This window comes from Bosea sp. AS-1 (genome assembly GCF_002220095.1).
Classification (GTDB): domain Bacteria; phylum Pseudomonadota; class Alphaproteobacteria; order Rhizobiales; family Beijerinckiaceae; genus Allobosea.
The window spans coordinates 5,472,741-5,491,233 of the sequence record NZ_CP022372.1; the positions used below are offsets into that span (position 1 = coordinate 5,472,741).

General features: G+C 67.2%; 16 protein-coding genes and 1 pseudogene. 5 read left to right on the forward strand and 12 right to left on the reverse strand.

All coding sequences use genetic code 11. The features are described 5' to 3' along the window. Positions 1-8 precede the first annotated feature (8 nt). Positions 9-1,160: an aminotransferase gene (locus CE453_RS28035; RefSeq protein ID WP_089178195.1), complete on the reverse strand. Its 1,152-nt coding sequence runs from the start codon at positions 1,158-1,160 to the stop codon at positions 9-11. 333 nt (positions 1,161-1,493) lie between these two features. On the opposite strand from CE453_RS28035, the gene CE453_RS28040 reads away from it, so the two are divergent. The 3 genes from CE453_RS28040 (at position 1,494) to CE453_RS28050 (ending at position 5,844) form a co-directional block, all read left to right on the forward strand. Further along, on the forward strand, positions 1,494-2,960 hold the full coding sequence (locus tag CE453_RS28040) for a cobyric acid synthase (protein WP_198302228.1): 1,467 nt from the start codon (positions 1,494-1,496) through the stop codon (positions 2,958-2,960). 120 nt (positions 2,961-3,080) lie between these two features. After that, positions 3,081-3,728, forward strand: coding sequence for a TetR/AcrR family transcriptional regulator (locus CE453_RS28045; RefSeq protein ID WP_089177583.1), 648 nt, complete (start codon positions 3,081-3,083; stop codon positions 3,726-3,728). 160 nt (positions 3,729-3,888) lie between these two features. Then, entirely contained in the window at positions 3,889-5,844 is a 1,956-nt protein-coding gene (locus CE453_RS28050) for a nucleoside-diphosphate sugar epimerase/dehydratase (RefSeq protein ID WP_089178197.1), read from the forward strand. On the opposite strand, the gene CE453_RS28055 is transcribed toward CE453_RS28050, so the two are convergent. The 3 genes from CE453_RS28055 to CE453_RS28065 form a co-directional block, all read right to left on the reverse strand. Then, a complete protein-coding gene (locus tag CE453_RS28055) occupies positions 5,768-6,697 on the reverse strand; it encodes an NAD-dependent epimerase/dehydratase family protein (RefSeq protein WP_089177584.1) in 930 nt (309 codons plus the stop codon). The genes CE453_RS28050 and CE453_RS28055 overlap by 77 nt on opposite strands. Continuing rightward, on the reverse strand, positions 6,690-7,709 hold the full coding sequence (locus CE453_RS28060; RefSeq protein ID WP_248308169.1) for an MraY family glycosyltransferase: 1,020 nt from the start codon (positions 7,707-7,709) through the stop codon (positions 6,690-6,692). Before CE453_RS28060 ends, CE453_RS28055 begins: the two co-directional genes overlap by 8 nt. 174 nt (positions 7,710-7,883) lie before the next feature. Next, positions 7,884-8,345, reverse strand: a complete 462-nt coding sequence (locus CE453_RS28065; RefSeq protein ID WP_157733237.1) for a hypothetical protein — start codon at positions 8,343-8,345, stop codon at positions 7,884-7,886. A gap of 224 nt (positions 8,346-8,569) precedes the next feature. Between CE453_RS28065 and CE453_RS29380 the strand changes: the two are divergent. After that, positions 8,570-8,758: pseudogene (locus tag CE453_RS29380) on the forward strand (helix-turn-helix domain-containing protein); the annotation flags it as partial. A 14-nt stretch (positions 8,759-8,772) separates the two neighbouring features. On the opposite strand, the gene CE453_RS28075 reads toward CE453_RS29380, so the two are convergent. Genes CE453_RS28075 through kdpF form a run of 8 tightly spaced genes read right to left on the reverse strand, consistent with a single transcriptional unit; the run spans position 8,773 to position 17,436 of the window. Beyond that, positions 8,773-9,237: a PTS sugar transporter subunit IIA gene (locus CE453_RS28075; RefSeq protein ID WP_157733238.1), complete on the reverse strand. Its 465-nt coding sequence runs from the start codon at positions 9,235-9,237 to the stop codon at positions 8,773-8,775. A 26-nt stretch (positions 9,238-9,263) separates the two neighbouring features. Further along, complete coding sequence (locus tag CE453_RS28080; RefSeq protein ID WP_089177588.1) at positions 9,264-9,956, reverse strand: response regulator transcription factor; 693 nt, start codon at positions 9,954-9,956, stop codon at positions 9,264-9,266. After that, positions 9,953-12,658: a sensor histidine kinase gene (locus CE453_RS28085; RefSeq protein WP_089177589.1), complete on the reverse strand. Its 2,706-nt coding sequence runs from the start codon at positions 12,656-12,658 to the stop codon at positions 9,953-9,955. The genes CE453_RS28080 and CE453_RS28085 overlap by 4 nt, the downstream gene beginning before the upstream one ends. Positions 12,659-12,708: 50 nt before the next feature. Beyond that, positions 12,709-13,314 (reverse strand): K(+)-transporting ATPase subunit C, encoded by a 606-nt coding sequence (locus CE453_RS28090; RefSeq protein WP_089177590.1) that lies wholly within the window; start codon positions 13,312-13,314, stop codon positions 12,709-12,711. A 12-nt stretch (positions 13,315-13,326) separates the two neighbouring features. After that, positions 13,327-15,390: a potassium-transporting ATPase subunit KdpB gene (kdpB, locus tag CE453_RS28095; protein ID WP_089177591.1), complete on the reverse strand. Its 2,064-nt coding sequence runs from the start codon at positions 15,388-15,390 to the stop codon at positions 13,327-13,329. A gap of 34 nt (positions 15,391-15,424) precedes the next feature. Then, positions 15,425-15,601, reverse strand: coding sequence for a hypothetical protein (locus tag CE453_RS28870; protein ID WP_157733239.1), 177 nt, complete (start codon positions 15,599-15,601; stop codon positions 15,425-15,427). An 11-nt stretch (positions 15,602-15,612) separates the two neighbouring features. Next, the gene (gene kdpA / locus CE453_RS28100; RefSeq protein ID WP_089177592.1) at positions 15,613-17,316 is read right to left on the reverse strand and encodes a potassium-transporting ATPase subunit KdpA; all 1,704 of its coding nucleotides are present in this window, start codon (positions 17,314-17,316) and stop codon (positions 15,613-15,615) included. A gap of 30 nt (positions 17,317-17,346) precedes the next feature. Then, entirely contained in the window at positions 17,347-17,436 is a 90-nt protein-coding gene (gene kdpF, locus CE453_RS28105) for a K(+)-transporting ATPase subunit F (RefSeq protein WP_157733240.1), read from the reverse strand. A 573-nt stretch (positions 17,437-18,009) separates the two neighbouring features. Here kdpF and CE453_RS28110 point away from each other — a divergent pair. Continuing rightward, a complete protein-coding gene (locus tag CE453_RS28110; RefSeq protein ID WP_089177594.1) occupies positions 18,010-18,456 on the forward strand; it encodes a VOC family protein in 447 nt (148 codons plus the stop codon). Positions 18,457-18,493 lie beyond the last annotated feature (37 nt).

Below are 18,493 nucleotides of genomic sequence, written 5' to 3' on the forward strand. Positions count from 1 at the left end.
CGCCGGTCTCAGCCGCGCGGACGACGATCCGCCAGCCGCTCCAGCGCCGCGTCGAGCGTGGCGTCTCGCTTGGCAAAGCAGAAGCGTACGACGTTCTTCACCGCGCCCTGCGCATAGAAGGCGCTGACGGGTATCGCGGCGACACCGTTCTCCATGACGAGCCGGCGGCAGAAATCGACATCGTCGGTCTCGCCCAGTGGGGCGATGTCGAGATTGAGGAAATAGGTGCCCGCGCTCGGCAGCACCTGGAAGCCGAGACCGCGCAGGCCCGTGGCGAAGCGGTCGCGCGAACGCTGGAAATCCGCCCGCATCCCCTCGAAATAGCCGTCATCCTTGCCCAGGCCGTAAGCGACCGCGGCTTGCAGGTTCGGCGGGGTGGTGAAGGTGATGTACTGATGCGCCTTGGCCAGCACCCGCATGATTGCCGGCGCCGCCATGACCAGCCCGACCTTCCAGCCCGTCAGCGAAAAGATCTTGCCGGCCGAGGAGATCTTGACGGTGCGCTCGCGCATATCCGGTCGCCCGAGCACCGGAACATGCCGGTGACCATCGAAGACGACGTGTTCCCAGACCTCGTCGCAGACCGCGATAGCGTCGTAGCGGTTGCAGAAATTCGCCAGCAGGTCGAGATCGGCCTCGCTGAAGATCGTCGCCGTCGGGTTGAGCGGGTTGTTGAACAACACGACACGCGTCTTCGGCGAGAAAGCCTTCGCCAGCGCCTCCTCGGTCAAGCCGAAATGCGGTGGGGTCAGCGTGACGAATTTCGGAATGCCGCCGGCGCGCCGCACCAGCGGCACATAGGCGTCGTACATCGGCTCGAACAGCACGACGTCGTCGCCCGGCGCGACCAGCGCCATCAGTGCCCCGGCGATCGCCTCGGTCGCGCCGGAGGTAACCATGATCTCGCTGTTAGGATCGAGATCGAGCCCCTGCCAGTGCTTGTAGTGAGTCGCGACCGCCTGGCGCAGCTCGGGCAGCCCCATCATCGGCGGATACTGATTCCAGCCCTCGACGACCGCTTCGGCCGCCTTGCGCCGCACGTCCTCGGGGCCGGGGTCGTCGGGAAAGCCCTGGCCGAGATTGACGGCGCCGGTCTCGCGCGCGAGCTGGGACATGACCTCGAAGACGCTGGTCTCAAGAGCGGAGAAGATCGGATTCATCGCAGTTTCGGCACCCGGCAGGCTGTCGCGGCCGTTCGCTTTATCATGCCGCGATCGCGCTTGCATCCTCTTTGCCGGCAATGGCGTTCGATATAAAAAATACCGACTGATGAATGTTGACATTCGTCACCGGTCAGTGTTTATTCAGTTTCAGCCGGTCTACGGCGGACGCCCGTTGCGACTTCGCCCCTTTGGCGCAACAGGATGCCGCAGTAGGCCGGCGAATTTTGTCAGGGGCGTGCGTTGGCCGCCCCGCCTGCGCTTTCGACACGCGCCTTCGGGGCACATGCGCGAAAGCTGTCATTTCCTGCCGCAGATGATCTAAGCAGGCGCATGGACCGCGCCCGTACCCCCGCCATCATGATTCTCGGCACCGGCTCGAATGTCGGCAAGTCGCTGATCGTGGCCGGGCTGTGCCGCCTCTTCAGCGATCGTGGCCTGCGAGTGCGCCCGTTCAAGCCGCAGAACATGTCGAACAACGCCGCCGCGACCGCCGATGGAGAGATCGGCCGGGCACAGGCGCTGCAGGCACGGGCGGCACGCGTCGCACCACATCCGGACATGAACCCGGTCCTGCTGAAGCCCGAAGGCGAGCAAGGCAGCCAGATCATCCTGCAGGGCCGCGTCGCCGGCCGCCTCGCCTCGCGCGACTTCGCGCGGCGCGGCGATTTCCTGCCCCAGGTCCTGGTGAGTTTCGATCGCCTCTGCGCCGATGCCGACCTTGTCATCGTCGAAGGCGCCGGATCGCCTGCCGAAACCAATCTGCGCGCCCGCGACATCGCCAATCTCGGATTTGCCCGCGCGGCCGAGGTGCCCGCCATCCTCGTCGGGGACATCGACCGGGGCGGCGTGATCGCGAGCCTCGTCGGCAGTCATGCGGTGCTCGATCCCGCCGATCGGGCGATGATCCGCGGCTTTGCCGTCAATCGCTTCCGTGGCGCGGTCGAGCTGTTCCAGCCCGGCGTCGAGACGATCACCGCGGCTACGGGCTGGCCCTGCCTCGGCGTGGTGCCGTGGTTCGGCGCCGCGCACCGCCTGCCGGCGGAGGACGGGCTCGAGCTGCATGCCGAACGCCGGGCCGACGCGCGCATCCGCATCGCCGTTCCGATCCTGCCTGGCATTGCCAATTTCGACGATCTCGACCCGCTCAAGCTGGAGCCGACCGTCGATCTCGCGATGGTGCCGCCGGGGCAGGCGTTGCCGGTCTGCGACATGGTCATCCTGCCCGGCTCGAAGACGACACTGCGCGATCTTGCGGCGCTGCGGAGCGAGGGTTGGGACATCGACATCCTGGGGCATCGCCGCCGAGGCGGCCATGTGCTCGGGCTCTGCGGCGGCTACCAGATGCTCGGCCGCATCGTGCGCGACCCCGAAGGCCTCGAAGGACCGGCCGGAGAAGCGCCCGGCCTCGGCCTGCTCGACGTCGAGACGACCCTCGATTCCGGCAAGACAGTCCGCGAGGTGGGCTTCCGGCATGCACCCAGCGCAACAGAGGGCCTTGCCTACGAGATCCATCTCGGCCGTACCGAGGGGACCGATTGCCGCCACGCGCCCTTCATCGTCGATGGTCGGCCCGAAGGCGCGGCAAGTCCGGACGGCCGCGTTGCCGGAACCTATCTGCATGGCGCCTTCACGTCGGATGCAGTGAGGGCGGCCTGGCTCGACGCGATCGCGGGAAGCGAGCAGAAGACGGAGCTGCGCTTCGAGGCCCTGATCGAGCAGACACTGGACGCGCTGGCGGCCCATCTTGCCCAACATCTCGACGTCGACGCCCTGCTGGCGCTCGCCCGCAGCCGCTAGAGGCTGGAGGGCGGACGCCTCGAAATTGCGTCTTCCATCGCCCGATTTTTGTCGACATTGTTGCCGACATGGCAAAAATCTTTATTCACCATAGAGTTGACGAATGATGAAATTCGTCATATGGATCAATTCTCCACCGCCTTACTGGAAAACGAGCATAGCGGCCAGGCCGTGAGTCACCCCGAACGCGATACCAGGCAGATCATCGTCGACACCGCCGAACGCTTCTTCCGCGATATCGGGTACCAGAAGACGACCGTAGCGGACATCGCCAAGTCCCTACGGATGAGCCCCGCCAATGTCTACCGCTTCTTCGACTCCAAGAAGTCGATCAACGAGGCGGTGCTCGAGCGCTACAAGCGCGAGCAGGAAGAGGCGATCATTGCCATCGCCGATCAGGACCGGCCGGCCGCAGACAGGCTGCGCGACATCCTGACGACCTCCTTCCGGCTCAACGCCGCCCGCTTCGCCGGCCATGCGCGCATGCAGGAAATGGTCTGCGCCGCCATGGAGGAGAGCTGGGACGCCATCCTCGCCCATATCGAGCGCTTCGACGCCGTGCTGCGCCGCGTCGTGGCGGACGGGACCGCCCGGGGCGAGTTCCGTGCGATCGAGCCCGCCCATGCGACCGGCTGCATCCGGACGGCCATGATCCGCTTCATGCATCCGCTGCTGATCAGCCAGTGCGAATGCATCCCCGGCCCTTCGGCCGAGGAAATGGTGTCCTTCATCCTGAGCGCGCTCGAGGCTCGTCCTGAGCGCGGCTAAATCGTTTTGAAGCTCAAGGGCCTGGCGGCGGAAAGCCGCTCTATCGAGGTCCTGGCCGCGAAGGGCATCCCCGACGGCCTGAGGTCTTTCGTCCCGTCGGACAAGCAGCTGCGTTGACAAGCTCTCGGGGGAGCGGGATACCCCGCCTGACATGGCCATCCTGCCCAAACAGAATCTGAAGAAGTCCGCCATCGTCCTGCACGATCTGGTGATGACGGCGCTGGCGATCTGGCTCGTCTTCGTCGTGCGCTTCGAAGGCCCGCTGCTCACCGAGCACCTGCGCTACCTGCCGCGCTTCCTGCCCTTCTTCGTGGTCTATGCGGGCGTGGTCTACTGGTTCTTCTCGCTCTACCGCTCGAAATGGCGGTTCGCCTCGCTGCCGGACCTCTCCAACATCGTCAAGGCCGTCTCGGTCCTGACGCTGAGCCTGCTCGTCGTCGACTATGTCCTGATCGGTCCCCGCTTCTACGGCGCCTTCTATTTCGGCAAAATCTCGATCGCCCTCTACTGGCTCGTCCAGATCGCCCTGCTCGGCGGCCCGCGGCTAACCTATCGCTACTTCAAATATGCCCGCACGCGCACGAGCGCCGAGCGCGAGGCGACGCTGCCCGCCCTGCTGCTCGGGCGCGGCGTCGAGATCGAGATGGTGATCCGGGCCATGGAGAGCGGTACGATGCGCCGCCTCAGGCCGGCCGGCATCCTGTCGCCGCGCTCCGACGATCTCGGCCAGTCGATCCGTGGCGTGCCGGTTCTGGGCCTGCTCTCGGAGATCGCCACGATCGCCAACGAAGCGGCGGAGCGCGGCGAGGGCTTTCGCCGCATCGTCGCGACGCCCTCTGCCCTGGTGCCCGAGGCCCATCCGGAGAAATGGCTCGCCCAGACGCGCCGGCTCGCCTTGCCGATCTCGCGAATCGACACATCCGGCGAAGGCGCGCGCGACACGGACATCGCGCCGCTGGAGATCGAGGACCTGCTGGTGCGCTCGACCGTCGCGATCGACCGCGAACGGCTGGGTGCCTTCCTGCAGGGCAAGCGCGTCATCGTGACGGGCGGCGGCGGCTCGATCGGTTCCGAGATCTGCCTGCGCTGCGCCGCCTTCGGCGCCGCCGAGATCCTGGTCGTCGAAAGCTCCGAGCCGGCGCTGTTCCAGATCACAGAACTGCTTGCCGTGCAGGAGCCCGACACGGTCGTTTCCGGCGTGCTTGCCGATGTGCGCGACCGTGAGCGCATCATGCCGCTCTTCGCCGCGTTCAAGCCCGACATCGTCGTTCACGCCGCCGCGCTGAAGCATGTGCCCTATCTCGAGGCCGACTGGAGCGAGGGCATCAAGACCAACATCTTCGGTTCGGTGAACGTCACCGATGCCACGATCGCGGCCGGCGCCAAGACCTTCGTGCTGATCTCGACCGACAAGGCGATCGAGCCCGTCTCGATGCTGGGCGCGACCAAGCGCTTCGCCGAAATCTATGCGCAATCGCGCGATGCTGAGTTCGTCGCGGCCGCCTCCGGCGTGCGCCTCGTGGCGGTGCGCTTCGGCAACGTGCTCGGCTCGGCCGGCTCGGTGGTGCCGAAGTTCAAGGCGCAGATCGCGCGCGGTGGGCCGGTCACGGTCACCAGCCCCGACATGATCCGTTATTTCATGACGATCCGCGAGGCCTGCGACCTCGTGCTGACGGCAGCCTCTCATACCGGCGCCGACAACGCGGAATCCGAGCGTGCCGCCGTCTATGTGCTGAAGATGGGTCAGCCGGTGCGGATCATGGATCTGGCCGAACGGATGATCCGCCTCGCCGGCTACGAGCCGGGCGAAGATATTGAGATCATCGTCAGCGGCGTCAGGCCGGGCGAGCGCCTGAACGAGATCCTCTTTGCCCATGACGAGCCCATGGCCGAGACCGGCCTCGACGGCATCATGGCGGCCAAGCCCAGCTTCGCCGGGCGCGCGAAGATCCAGAGCTGGCTCGCACGGCTCGACGAGGCGATCAAGACGAATGATCGCATCACTGCGAATGCGGTGCTGGACGAGGCGATTCCGGATTTCAGCCGGCGCGAGCAGAAGCAGCCAGCCGAGCCAGCGCCGCCTGCGTCTCTGCCGGCGGCCGCCAGCCAGCCCTGAGCAGGCGCTCCGGGCGCGCGACGAGGCTGCCGGCGAGCTTGAAGAAAGTCTCCTCTCGCCCGGCGAGCCGCGCCACTAGCCGCAGCCACGCTTCCGGCACCGGCAGCAGGCCCGCCCCCCGACCCAGGCCAGCGCGCATTGCCGCGAGCATTTCGGCGACGCTGATCGGCTCGCGGTCCGCGACCGTGTAGCTCTGCCGGGCAGGACAAGCAGGGGACAGCGCGAAGAGGATGGCGTCGGCGAGGTTCTCCACGGCGAGCAGCGAGCGAGGCGCCTTCAACCCGCCGAGCGGCAAGGGCAGCGGCGACTGCGCCAGTTTCAGCAATGCCGCCATGTTGGCTTTGACGCCCGGCCCATAGATCAGGACCGGACGCAGGGCGACCCAGTCGAGACCGAGCGCCGCAAGGCCTTGTTCCGCCGCCCATTTTGAGCGGCCATAGACATCGGTAGGAGCCGGAGGAGCATCTTCCGCCAGCGGTGGACCGTCGAAGACGCCGGACAGCGCCTTGATCGAAGAGAGGTAGACGAAGCGGCGGACCCCGGCAGCGGTCGCCGCACGCGCCAATTCCAGCGTTGCCTCGGTATTGATCCGCCGGTAGAGCGCTTCGTCGAGCCCCGGCCCGGCATGGGCGAGGCCCGCCATATGCACGACATGGTCGATCCCGCGCAGCACCTCACTCCAGTCGATCCGCTCGGCGAGATCGCCGACCACGACCGTTTCGATCCCTTCGGGGCTCGGCATCGGCCGCCGCGCGGCCAGTCGCAAAGACCAGCCCGCCTTCGACAGGGCCGCCACGACATGCGGACCGACGAAGCCGCTCGCGCCGGTGACGAGGACGCGCCCCTCAGCCATGGTCGGACCGCGGGGCCGCGAAGGCGCGCAGCAGCAGGCCGGTCAGCAAGACCGCGAGCACCAGGCATGCGATCTGGGCCCCGAGATTCGCCCAGGCGATCGAAAGCCCCGCCAGCGCCGCGAGAACGATATTCAGCGCCGCGACCCGGCCGACGACGGCGCGGACGCTGAAGCCGTTGGTGGTGGCCTGCTGGTAGAAATGCGAGCGATGCGCCTCCCAGACCTTCTCACCCCGCGCGAGGCGTCGCAGCAGCGTGATGGTGGAATCGGCGACGTGGTAGAGCGGCAGAATCAGCGCCGCCACGAAGGCGCCCGTCCCGGCCAGCCGGTAGAGCAGATAGGCGGTCAGAAGTCCGATCGGCAGCGAGCCGACATCGCCGAGGAAGAGCTTCGCCACCGGCCGGTTGAAGGGCGCGAAGCCGATGAGGCCGCCGCACAGCCCGGCGGCAAGCCAGCCCGTCACCGGATCGACGACGCCGGTGATCCCGGCCAGAGCCAGCGCCGCTGCAAGCGGGACGATGCCGGCAACGGTGATCCAGTCGAGTCCGTCCATGAAGTTGACGAGATTGACGAACCAGACCCCGGCCAGCAGCGCCAACGCCCGCTCGACCGCCAGCGGCAGCAGCTCCGGGAACAGGCGCAGCTCCGGCGCGGCACGAAACAGCACGAAACCAACGCAGGCCGCCTGCAGGATCAGCCGCAGGCTCGCCGGCAAGGGGCGAATGTCATCCCAGGCGCCAACGAGAGCCAGAGCAGCCGCACCTGTCGCGACCACCAGCAGGCTGCGGCCCGCCTCCCCCTCGACCGGGCTCAAGGCAAGAGCCAAGGCTACGGCGAGAAAGGCCCCGGCCAGTACGGCGATGCCGCCACCTTGCGGGGTCGGGACCTTGTGGCTGGAGCGCGCATTGGGGCGGGCCAGCGCATAGCGCAGCAGCAGCGGGCGCAGCAGCACGCATAGCAACGCCGCCGTCAGTGCGGCGGCGATACAGGTCGCGAGAGGGACGAGCACGATAGCCAAGATGGGCGCACCATAGTCGAGGCGGCCCAAAAACCTAGATGCCCGGGCCGAAAAGGGATGAGTCCTTTTCGGGAAAATCCGGACCGACGCAAGGAATTCCATCGCCACGCGGCCTGCAGGCTGCATGGCGATGGTTCGGCTGTCGCAGCCTGATTCGCGCCGACCCCGTTACTGCCTGAAGCCGATCAGCACGCCGTCTGCCCCGAGGGACAGCTGCAACCCCTGCCTACGGGCATTGAGGCGCAAGGTCACGCCCTTGTCGTTCCGCAGCCAGACCGTGCCCCGCCCCTGATCGCCTACGGCCCAACCTTCCTTCAGCTGCACATAGGCTCCCGGGAAGTCCGAGACCCGATGCAGGCCGTAGACGGTGCCCGAGGCCGTCGTCTTCGAGGCGCCGACCGTGCCGATACCGAGGCCGCCGACAGTGACCGGATAGGAGCGGCCACGATAGCGCAGCGTGCCGCCGCCCGCTTCGCCGCCAGCGATGAAGCCGGCCTGCACCTGTTCGAGCCGGACCGTTCCGGTCGAAGGGCCGAGACCGCGCTGCTGCGCCAAAGCCGGGGTCGCCAGCATCATCACGGCCGCCAGGGACATCGCTGCGGAAATTCTCGTCTGTCTGATCATCGTCATCGTCCTGTTTCGGGCGCCGCCAGCGGCGTCGCCCGAACAACGTGCGAGTGAGCATTTCGATCCGAGGAGAGCCGAAAATGAGCGCCGCCCCTTATCGGTTGTCAGGGAATTTACGGTTTCTTAACCACGACGCCGTCCCCTTGACCGGTCCAGCGGGCAGTGGGGGCTCGAACAAGGACGATGAAATGCACGACTTCGAACACGAGCAGGCCGCCGTGGACCAACTCGTCGGTTTGCCGGTTGCGGATGTCGAAAGGGACCTGATCCTGGCGACCCTGCGGGAGACCGGCGGCAACAGGACCCATGCCGCCCATCTCCTCGGTATCGCCATCCGCACCCTGCGCAACAAGATCAACCTCTACGCCGCCGACGGCCATGAAATCCCCGAGCCGCCGCAAGGCTCGGTCGCCTGACGGGGCGGCTCGAGTCAGCCGTCCTCCAGCAGCATGGCATAGATATCCTCGCTGCCTGCGGCGTCGCGAATCCGGTCGCAGACATCCGGCGAGCGCAGCCGCCTCGCAAGGCAGGCGAGCGCATCGATCCGCCCCCTGCCGCCGTTCTCCGGTGTCAGCACGAGACAGACCAGATCGACCGGCTCGCCGTCGATCGCCTCGTAGGCAACGGGCCGCTCGAGCCGCGCCAGCAGGCCGAAAGGCGAGGTCAGACCGGCGACCGGCGCATGGGGCATCGCCACCCCCTTGCCGACGCCGGTCGAGCCCAGCGCCTCGCGCCGGCTCAGCGCCTCGAGGATGAGGCCCTCGGGCAGAGCCAACTGCTCCGCAGCCCGGTGCACAAGCTCCCGGAAGAGTTCCGCCTTCGAGCGCGCCGCTAGCCTGACGATCGAGCGCGGGCGGATGATGTCGGACGGCGTCATGGTTTTCGTGTTCGTCATGGTTGGCAGAGCGGCCCCGGCACGGCTCATTCGGCCTCGCGCAGGCGATAGCCGACGCCGGTTTCGGTGGTGATGTATTGCGGCTGGTCGGGAATGCGCTCGATCTTCTGGCGCAGCTGCCGGACATAGACCCGCAGATACTGGACATCGGCCGTGGCGCCCCAGACCTGCTTCATCAGGAACTGATGGGTCAGCACCTTGCCGGCATGCTGCACGAGGATGCGCAGGATGTCGTATTCCTTGGGCGAGAGCTTCACCTCCTTGTCGCCCAGCCTGACGATGCGCTTGACCAGATCGACCGAGAGCTCGCCGGTCTGGAAGATCGGCTTCTCGCCCTGCTGCTGCAGCTTGTGGCGCAGCGCGACCCTCAGCCGGGCAGCGAGCTCCTTCATGCCGAAGGGCTTGGTGACGTAATCGTCGGCACCGTTTTCGAGGGCCTCGACGATACCGGCCTCGTCGGTGCGGCTCGACAGGATGACGATCGGCAGCGCCAACGCCTCCTCCCGCCATCTCTGGAGCAATTCCTGGCCGGACATGTCCGGCAGGCCGAGATCGAGAATGACCAGATCCGGCAACTCCTCGGCGATGCGCTCGATGGCCTCGCCTGCGGTCGCGGCCTCGCGGATGGCGTAGCCCTCGGTCGAGAGGCCGACGCGCAGCAGGCGGCGGATCGCCGGCTCGTCGTCCACCACCAGCACCTTGATGTCCGATGTCGTCATGTCAGCGGCTCCAATCTATCCTGCCGCGCCCCGACCGGCATGCGAATGGCGAAGACGGCGCCGGTGCGGTCCCGCCTGTTTCCGGCCTCGATCATGCCGCCCATCGCCTCGACAAAGCCGCGGCAGATCGCCAGCCCGAGGCCGGTACCCGCCCGGACCTGGTCGCCCTTCCGAACCCGGTAGAAGCTGTCGAAGACGCGTTCCAGATCGGCCGGCGGCAGGCCCGGTCCTTCATCGAGGACCTCGATCATGACCGCGCCGTCGTCCTGCCGGGCGCGGATGGCGATGGCGCTGCCGGCAGGCGCATATTTGGCGGCATTGTCGATCAGGTTGAACAGCACCTGCTCGAACAGCACCGGGTCGAGCCGGAGCATCGGCAGGTCTTCCGGCAGTTCGGTCTCGACCCTGTGGCCAGCGGTGATCTTCGCGGCACGGCGCAATGCGCTGCCGACCACGTCGGCTACGTCCACCAGTGTCGCATTCGGCTCCATCGCGCCGGATTCGATCCGGGTCATGTCGAGCAGGTTGGCGATGAAGCGGTTGAGGCGCTCGGACTCGTCGATCACCGTCGCGAGCAGGGCCGTATGGTCCTCCTCCGGCAAGGCGCTGCGATAGTCGCGCAAGGTCCCGGCCGCGCCCATGATCGAGGCGAGCGGCGTCTTCAGGTCATGCGAGATCGAGGTCAGCAGCGCCGAGCGCAGGCGGTCGGCCTCGGCCGCAAGCTTCGCCCGGTCGACATCGGCGACGAGCTGGATGCGCTCGATGGCCACGGCCGCCTGATCGGCGAGCGCATCGAGCAGGCGCTGCTGCTCGGGCGTCAGCAGCGGGCCCTCCCTGTCGTCGTCGAGACCGATGACGCCGACGGCGGTCCGGCCCGTGCGCAGGGGCAGGTAGAGGCGCTTGGCGCCGGGTAGCGTGTCGGCGCCGCGCCCGGCGGGGCGGTCGTGCTCCCAGGCCCAGCGCGCGGCGGCGATGTCGGCGTCCACCAGCGTGTCGTCGGGCGGATAGCCGGCGCGAACCGCGAGCGTACCGTCCTCCGGCATCAGGATGACGACACGTACCCGCAGCATCGAGGCGATCTGGAACGCCGTCGCCCAGAGCACGTCGTCAAGGGTGCCGGTGCCGGCGAGCTTCTTGGAGAAGAGGTAGAGATCTTCCGTTGTCCGGGCGCGCTGGCGGGCGGCATTCGCCTGGCGCTGGACGCGTGCGGTCAGGTTGCTGGCGATCAGGGCGACGAGCAGGAAGAAGCCGAGCGCGACGACATTCTCGGGGTCGCTGATCGTCAGGGTGTAGAGCGGCGGGATGAAGAAGAAGTTCAGCGCCAGCGCACTCAGCACGGAGGCGACGAGCGCCGGCCAGAATCCTCCCGTCACCGCCGAGATCAACACGCTCATCAGGAAGACCAGCGCGATGTTGCGCAGATCCATGACCTGGCTGAGCAGCTCGGCGACCCCGAGCGCGACCGCGACCGAAACCAGCATGCCAAGATAGGGCTGGAGACTGAACGGGCGCTTGCCGCCGGCTGCGAGCGGGCGTGCGTCCTTTTCCCCTTCCGCGACGGAGACGACATGCACGCTGATGTCGCCGGCACGCCGGATCAGGTCATGTGAAACGGAGCCGCCGAAAAGCTCGCGCCAATACGGCTTGGCCGGCTTGCCGACGACGATCTGGGTGACGTTATTGGCCGCCGCATGGCGGATGATCTCGCCGGCGACGTCCTGGCCGGGCAAGGTCACGGCCTCGCCACCGAGCTGCTCGGCCAGCCGCAGCGCGCCGGCGATGCGGGTCTTCGCAGCCTCCGAGAGCGCCGCCGCCCGCGGGGTCTCGACATAGAGCGCGCTCCAGGGCGCGCGCAGGCGGTCGGCCTGGCGCTTGGCGAGGCGGATCAGCGCCTGGGCGCCGGCACCGTCGTCGATGCAGACGAGGATGCGCTCGCCCGCGGCCCAGGGGCCGGGGATGGCATGGCTCTGCATGTGGCTGAGCAGCTGCTCGTCGACACGCTGGGCCGTGCGGCGCAACGCCAGCTCGCGCAAAGCCGTCAGATTGCCCGGCGAGAAATAATTCGTGATGGCGCGCCGGGCGGTGTTGCCGAGATAGACCTTCCCCTCCTCCAGCCGCTTGATCAGATCGGCCGGGGTCAGATCGATAACCTCGATGTCGTCGGCGCGGTCGACGATCGAGTCCGGAACGGTCTCGCGCACGCGGATGCGGGTGATCTGCGCGACCACGTCGTTCAGGCTCTCGACATGCTGGATGTTGAGCGTGGTGTAGACGTCGATGCCCTGCGACAGCAGCTCCTCGACATCGAGATAGCGCTTCGGATGCCGGCTGCCGGCGACGTTGGTGTGGGCGAGCTCGTCGACCAGAACCAGCGCCGGACGACGCACGAGGATGGCGTCGAGATCCATCTCCTCGAGCGCGCGGCCCTTGTAGTCGACGCTGCGGCGCGGGACGATCTCGAAACCGTCGACCAGCGCCTGCGTCTCCTTGCGGCCATGGGTCTCGACGACCCCGATCACGACATCGACGCCCTCGGCCCGGCGCGCCCGTCCGGAGGTCAGCATCTCATAGGTCTTGCCGACGCCCGGCGCCGCGCCGAGGAAGATCTTCAACCGGCCACGCCCCTCGCGGCTGGCGCTTTCCAGCAGCGCCTCGGGCGAGGGCCTGGCCCTGATCTCGCGATGGTTCTCGGCGGATGGCATGTCGGGTTCATGGGACAGCGGCGGATCAACGCGCCACCGCTGCCTTTGTGTCAGCGCGACGCGGCGCCGTCGAGCGCAAGGTTGAGCGCGAGCACATTGACGACCGGTTCACCCAGGAAGCCGAGCCGGCGCGGCTCGACATGGGCGTCGACCAGTGCCTTGACCGCCGCCGGATCGGCTTGGCGCGCCTTGGCGATACGCGGGACCTGGAAATAAGCCGCCTCGGGCGAGATGTGCGGATCAAGGCCGCTGCCGGAGGTGGTCACGAGGTCCATCGGAACCGGCGCGCCCGGGTTTTCCGCCTTGATTTTCTCGGCGTCGGCCTTGATCCGGTCGATCAGCTTCTGGCTGGTCGGGCCGAGATTGGAGCCGCCGGAGCTGGCGGCGTTATAGGGCGCATCCACGGTCTTGGAACTGTCAGCCGGGTCGGTGCCAACCGTCGCCGAGGGACGGCCGTGGAAATAGCGCTCGCTGGTGAAGTTCTGGCCGACCAGGGCGGAGCCGACGACCTTGCCGTCCTTCTCGATCAGGCTGCCATTGGCCTGTTGCGGAAAGACGGCCTGGGCGATGCCGGTCATCGCCAGCGGGTAGGCGAGGCCGGTGATGGCCGAGAGCGTGACGATCATCACGAGGGCGGGGCGGATCTGCTTGAGCATGGTGGCGATTCCTCAGACGAGGTGCAGGGCGGTGACGGCCATGTCGATGGCCTTGATGCCGATGAAGGGGACGATGATGCCGCCGAGCCCGTAGACGAGCAGGTTGCGGCTGAGCAAGGCGCCGGCCCCGACCGCGCGGTACTTCACGCCCTTCAGCGCGAGCGGGATCAGCGCGACGATGATCAGTGCGTTGAAGATGATCGCAGAGAGGATAGCGCTCTGCGGCGTCTGCAAGCCCATGATGTTGAGCGCGCCGAGCTGCGGATAGAAGGCCAGGAACATCGCCGGGATGATCGCGAAATACTTGGCGACGTCGTTGGCGATCGAGAAGGTCGTCAGCGCGCCGCGCGTCATCAGCAGTTGCTTGCCGATCTCGACGATCTCGATGAGCTTGGTCGGGTCACTGTCGAGATCGACCATGTTGCCGGCCTCGCGGGCCGCGACCGTGCCGGTGTTCATGGCGACGCCGACATCGGCCTGGGCAAGGGCAGGCGCATCGTTGGTGCCGTCGCCGCACATGGCGACGAGCTTGCCCTTGGCCTGTTCCTCGCGGATCAGGGTGAGCTTGTTCTCCGGCGTCGCCTGGGCGAGGAAATCGTCGACGCCGGCCTCGGCCGCGATGGCGGCGGCGGTCATCGGGTTGTCGCCCGTGATCATCACGGTGCGGATGCCCATGCGGCGCAATTCCGCGAAGCGCTCGCGGACGCCGCCCTTGACGATGTCCTTGAGATGGATGACGCCGAGCAGGCGCCCATCCTTGGCCACGGCGAGCGGCGTGCCGCCGGCCTTGGCGATCTCGGCGGCGATGGCCTGGACCTCGCGCACCACACCCGCTGTGGGGCGGGCCGCGGTCGCGCCGGCCTCGACATGCTTCAGCACGGCATCGACGGCGCCCTTGCGGATCTGCGCGCCTTCGAGATCGACACCGCTCATCCGGCTCTGCGCGGTGAAGGGCACGAAGCTGGCATGGAGCGCGGCCATGTCGCGGGCGCGGATGCCGTACTGCTCCTTGGCGAGTACGACGATCGAGCGACCTTCCGGCGTCTCGTCGGCGAGCGAGGCGATCTGGGCCGCATCGGCCAGCTCCTGCTCGCTGATACCGGTCACCGGCTTGAATTCCGTCGCCTGGCGGTTGCCAAGCGTGATCGTGCCGGTCTTGTCGAGCAGCAGCGTATCGACGTCGCCGGCAGCCTCGACGGCGCGGCCGGACATGGCGAGCACGTTGAAGCGCACGAGGCGGTCCATGCCGGCGATGCCGATGGCCGAGAGCAACGCGCCGATCGTGGTCGGTATCAGCGTCACGAACAGCGCGACAAGGACCACGACCGGAATGTAGCCCCCGGCATAGGCGGCAAAGCTCGGGATCGTCACTGTCGCGAGCACGAAGATCAGCGTCATGCCGGCGAGCAGGATGTTGAGCGCGATCTCGTTCGGCGTCTTCTGGCGCTCGGCGCCCTCGACCAGCGCGATCATGCGGTCGATGAAGGTCGAGCCCGCCGCGGCAGTGATGCGCACGCGGATCCAGTCCGAAAGCACCTGCGTGCCGCCGGTCACGGCCGAGCGATCGCCGCCGGATTCGCGGATCACGGGAGCGGATTCGCCCGTGATCGCGGCCTCATTCACCGAGGCGACGCCCTCGATGACCTCGCCGTCGGAGGGGATGATGTCGCCGGCCTCGACCAACACGGCATCGCCGACCTTGAGCGAGGTGCCCGGGACGAGCCGGAACTGCGTGCGATCCTCGCCAGCAAGCAGCTTGGCCTGCGTTTCCGTGCGGGTCTTGCGCAGCGAATCGGCCTGCGCCTTGCCGCGCCCCTCCGCCACGGCTTCCGCGAAATTGGCGAAGAGCACGGTGAACCAGAGCCAGAGCACGATCTGGAAGGTGAAACCGAGGTTGGCGCCGCCAGTGGCGAGATCCTTCAGGAAAAGGATGGTCGTCAGCAGCGAGACCACGGCGACCACGAACATCACCGGGTTGCGGGCGAGGCTGCGCGGATCGAGCTTGCGGAAGGCGTCGCCAAGTGCGGGGACGAGGATGCGAGCGTCGATCAGGCTCGCGGATTTGGACTGGCTCATGAGAGACTCCAGCGAAAGGGCAGGCCGGTTCCGGTCAGGCGCCGGCGAACAGGGCGGCCAGCGCCCATGCGACCAGCACGAAGGCAACGAGCCCGGCGGTCACAGCGAGAACGAGAGTGGAAGAGCGTTGCCGCGCCCCGCCGGGTCCGCCGCTTTCCGGGCGGCGGGACGGGAGGGATTCGCGACGCAACTGGCGCAGGCAGCTCGACATGGGCCACCTCCTCAGAAGCTCTGCCCGGCGAGCATCGCCAGATGCTCGACGATCGGACCGACAGCCAGAGCCGGGAAGAAGGTCAGGCCACCGACGATCAGGATGACGCCGACCAGCAGACCGACGAAAAGCGGCCCGTCGGTCGGGAAGGTGCCGGCAGAGGCGGGCACGGACTTCTTTGCGGCAAGCGAGCCGGCGATGGCGAGCGCCGGGACGATGATCAGGAACCGGCCGATCAGCATCGTGATGCCCAGGGTCAGATTGTACCAGAGCGTGTTGCCGGAGAGGCTGGCGAAGGCCGAGCCGTTATTGGCGGCCGCCGAGGTGTAGGCGTAGAGGATCTCGGAGAAGCCGTGCGGGCCGCTGTTGCCGACGCTGGCGACGGCGCCCGGCAGCACCGCTGAGATGGCGGTGAAGATCAGCATGCCGGCCGGCAGACAGAGCACGGCAAGCATCGCCATCTTGACCTCCTTGGCCTCGATCTTCTTGCCGAGATATTCCGGCGTGCGGCCGACCATCAGCCCGGCGACGAAGATCGCGAGCACGACGAAAAGCACGATGCCGTAGAAGCCGGCGCCGACGCCACCGACGATGACCTCGCCGAGCTCCATGTTGACCAGCGGAATCAGGCCGCCGAGCGCGGTGAAGCTGCCATGCATGGCATTGACCGCGCCGCAGGAGGCCGCCGTGGTGACGACGGCGAAGAGCGCCGAGAGCGGGATGCCGAAGCGCATCTCCTTGCCCTCGAGGTTGCCGCCCTGCAGGCCGAGCGCCTGAACGAGCGGGTTGCCCGCGGCCTCGGCCCAGTAGCAGACGATGAGGCCGGCAATGAACAGGACGCCCATCGCGGCAAGGATCGCCCAGCCCTGGCGCTCGCGACCGACCATGCGGCCGAAGACGTTGGTCAGCGCCGCCCCGATCGCGAAGATCGAGACCATCTGCAGGAGATTGGTGACGGCGTTGGGGTTCTCGAGAGGGTGGGCCGAATTGGCATTGAAGAAGCCGCCGCCATTGGTGCCGAGCATCTTGATCGCGACCTGCGAGGCGACAGGTCCGCGCGCCATCGTCTGCTGCGCACCTTCCAGCGTGGTGGCCGTCACCGCGGCATCGAGCGTCTGCGGCATGCCGAGCGCGACATAGGCCAGCGTCAGCATCACGCAGAGCGGCAGCAGCACGTAGAGAGTGGCGCGGGTGAGGTCGACCCAGAAGCTGCCGACCGTCCTGGCCGAAGCACGCGCGAAGCCGCGAATCAGCGCCACGGCGATGGCGATGCCGGTGGCGGCCGAGACGAAATTCTGCACCGTCAGGCCGAGCATCTGCGTGAGATAGGACATCGTGCTCTCGCCGCCGTAGTTCTGCCAGTTCGTGTTGGTCACGAAGCTCGCTGCGGTGTTGAAGGCGAGATCGGGGGCGACGGCCGCCATGCCGTCCGGATTCAGCGGCAGGGAGCCCTGGAAACGCTGCAGCGCGTAAAGCAGGGCGAGGCCCGCGAGGTTGAACAGCAGCAGGCCGACGGCATAGCCGCTCCAGTGCTGTTCCTCGCGCTCATGCGTGCCGGCCAGCGCATAGAGCCCGCGCTCGACCGGCGCTAGAATCGGCGAGAGAAAGGTGCGCTCGCCAACGAAGACGCGCGTCATGTAGCCGCCGAGCGGCTTCGTCAGCGCGACGATGATCGCGCAGAAGACCAGGATCTGAATCCAGCCGTTGAGAGTCATGGCAAAAGCTTCCGGTTGCGCTGGGCCCAGTCAGAACCGCTCGGGGCGAAGCAGCGCATAGATGAGGTAGACGAGCAGGAGCGCCGTCACCGCCCCACCGAGGAGATAGTCGACGAGCATGGCCGCAAACCTCGGCTCAGAGCGCGTCGCAGACGGCGACATAGGCGAAGGTGGCCGCGAAGAAGGCCAGGCTCAGCCCGATCATGACGATATCCATTGCCGTGGTCCTTCCGGCCGAGGCGTTGCATGGGGCCAGCGGCTGCCGCTGCGCTGCCTTCGGACTGAAGGCGAGGGCAGGCAGCCGGATCGGCCATGCATGGATTATCGGGCGCGGGGCATATCCGTTCGAGAAGACCGGCCGGGCCTCAAAATAGGAATCTTATAGGAATCCCGGTGCTCCGGATGACGGTAGGCGCCGACTTCGTCGGCAGATGCCGGCGGGACGACGCGTGCGAACGCATTCGATTGTCAGCAGTCCATCGCCTTCGCCGCAATCGGCACGGACGGGCCTCGCGGACCTGCCGACCCCGCCGCAGCCTCGGGAATGTCAGGAGCCTGCGGCAAGCCGATTGACTCCACCACGGGCGTTACGTTGATATCAACTCAGAAGATCGAGAGCCGATCGCTTCGGCGTGTCGTGACAGTTCGACCTCGCCCGACCAGCGTCAAAGCTCCCAACAAAAGGAGACGACCATGAAGATCGTGACCAGCCTGAGCTTCCAGGGCCAGTGCCGCGAGGCGTTCGAATTCTACGCCAAGGTGCTGGGCGGAAAGATCACCGCCGCCATCCCCTATAGCGACGCACCGCCCGGCATGCCGATCTCCGACGAGAAGTACAAGAACTGGCTGATGCATTGCTGGCTGGAGGTCGGAGACCAGGCGCTGATGGGCGCGGATATGGATGTCGGCTGGGCCCGCAACATCGACAAGCCCAAGAACGGCTTCGATGTCACGCTGCACAGCCAGGACGGGGCCGAGGCCCGACGCTGGTTCGACCAGCTTTCCGAAGGCGGCAGGGCGGTGATGCCGTTCAGCGAGACCTTCTGGTCACCCGGCTTCGGCTCGCTTGTCGACCGGTTCGGCATCCCGTGGATGATCAACACCATGCCTCAGCCGGGCTGGAAGCCCTCGCAAGGCTGATCCGGCGCCCGAGCCTGCCTTTAAAAAGGCGCCACGC

Bases quoted from the DNA above. Each gene is read 5' to 3' on its own strand.
- CE453_RS28035 (WP_089178195.1), bottom strand. From the start codon at position 1,160: ATGAATCCGATCTTCTCCGCTCTTGAGACCAGCGTCTTCGAGGTCATG.
- CE453_RS28045 (WP_089177583.1), top strand. From the start codon at position 3,081: ATGGATCAATTCTCCACCGCCTTACTGGAAAACGAGCATAGCGGCCAG.
- CE453_RS28870 (WP_157733239.1), bottom strand. From the start codon at position 15,601: ATGTCGAGCTGCCTGCGCCAGTTGCGTCGCGAATCCCTCCCGTCCCGC.
- kdpB (WP_089177591.1), bottom strand. From the start codon at position 15,390: ATGAGCCAGTCCAAATCCGCGAGCCTGATCGACGCTCGCATCCTCGTC.
- CE453_RS28075 (WP_157733238.1), bottom strand. From the start codon at position 9,237: ATGACGAACACGAAAACCATGACGCCGTCCGACATCATCCGCCCGCGC.
- CE453_RS28090 (WP_089177590.1), bottom strand. From the start codon at position 13,314: ATGCTCAAGCAGATCCGCCCCGCCCTCGTGATGATCGTCACGCTCTCG.
- CE453_RS28040 (WP_198302228.1), top strand. From the start codon at position 1,494: ATGGACCGCGCCCGTACCCCCGCCATCATGATTCTCGGCACCGGCTCG.
- CE453_RS28085 (WP_089177589.1), bottom strand. From the start codon at position 12,658: ATGCCATCCGCCGAGAACCATCGCGAGATCAGGGCCAGGCCCTCGCCC.
- CE453_RS28110 (WP_089177594.1), top strand. From the start codon at position 18,010: ATGAAGATCGTGACCAGCCTGAGCTTCCAGGGCCAGTGCCGCGAGGCG.
- CE453_RS28065 (WP_157733237.1), bottom strand. From the start codon at position 8,345: ATGACGATGATCAGACAGACGAGAATTTCCGCAGCGATGTCCCTGGCG.
- kdpA (WP_089177592.1), bottom strand. From the start codon at position 17,316: ATGACTCTCAACGGCTGGATTCAGATCCTGGTCTTCTGCGCGATCATC.
- CE453_RS28080 (WP_089177588.1), bottom strand. From the start codon at position 9,956: ATGACGACATCGGACATCAAGGTGCTGGTGGTGGACGACGAGCCGGCG.
- kdpF (WP_157733240.1), bottom strand. From the start codon at position 17,436: ATGCTCGTCGACTATCTCCTCGGTGGGGCGGTGACGGCGCTCCTGCTC.
- CE453_RS28055 (WP_089177584.1), bottom strand. From the start codon at position 6,697: ATGGCTGAGGGGCGCGTCCTCGTCACCGGCGCGAGCGGCTTCGTCGGT.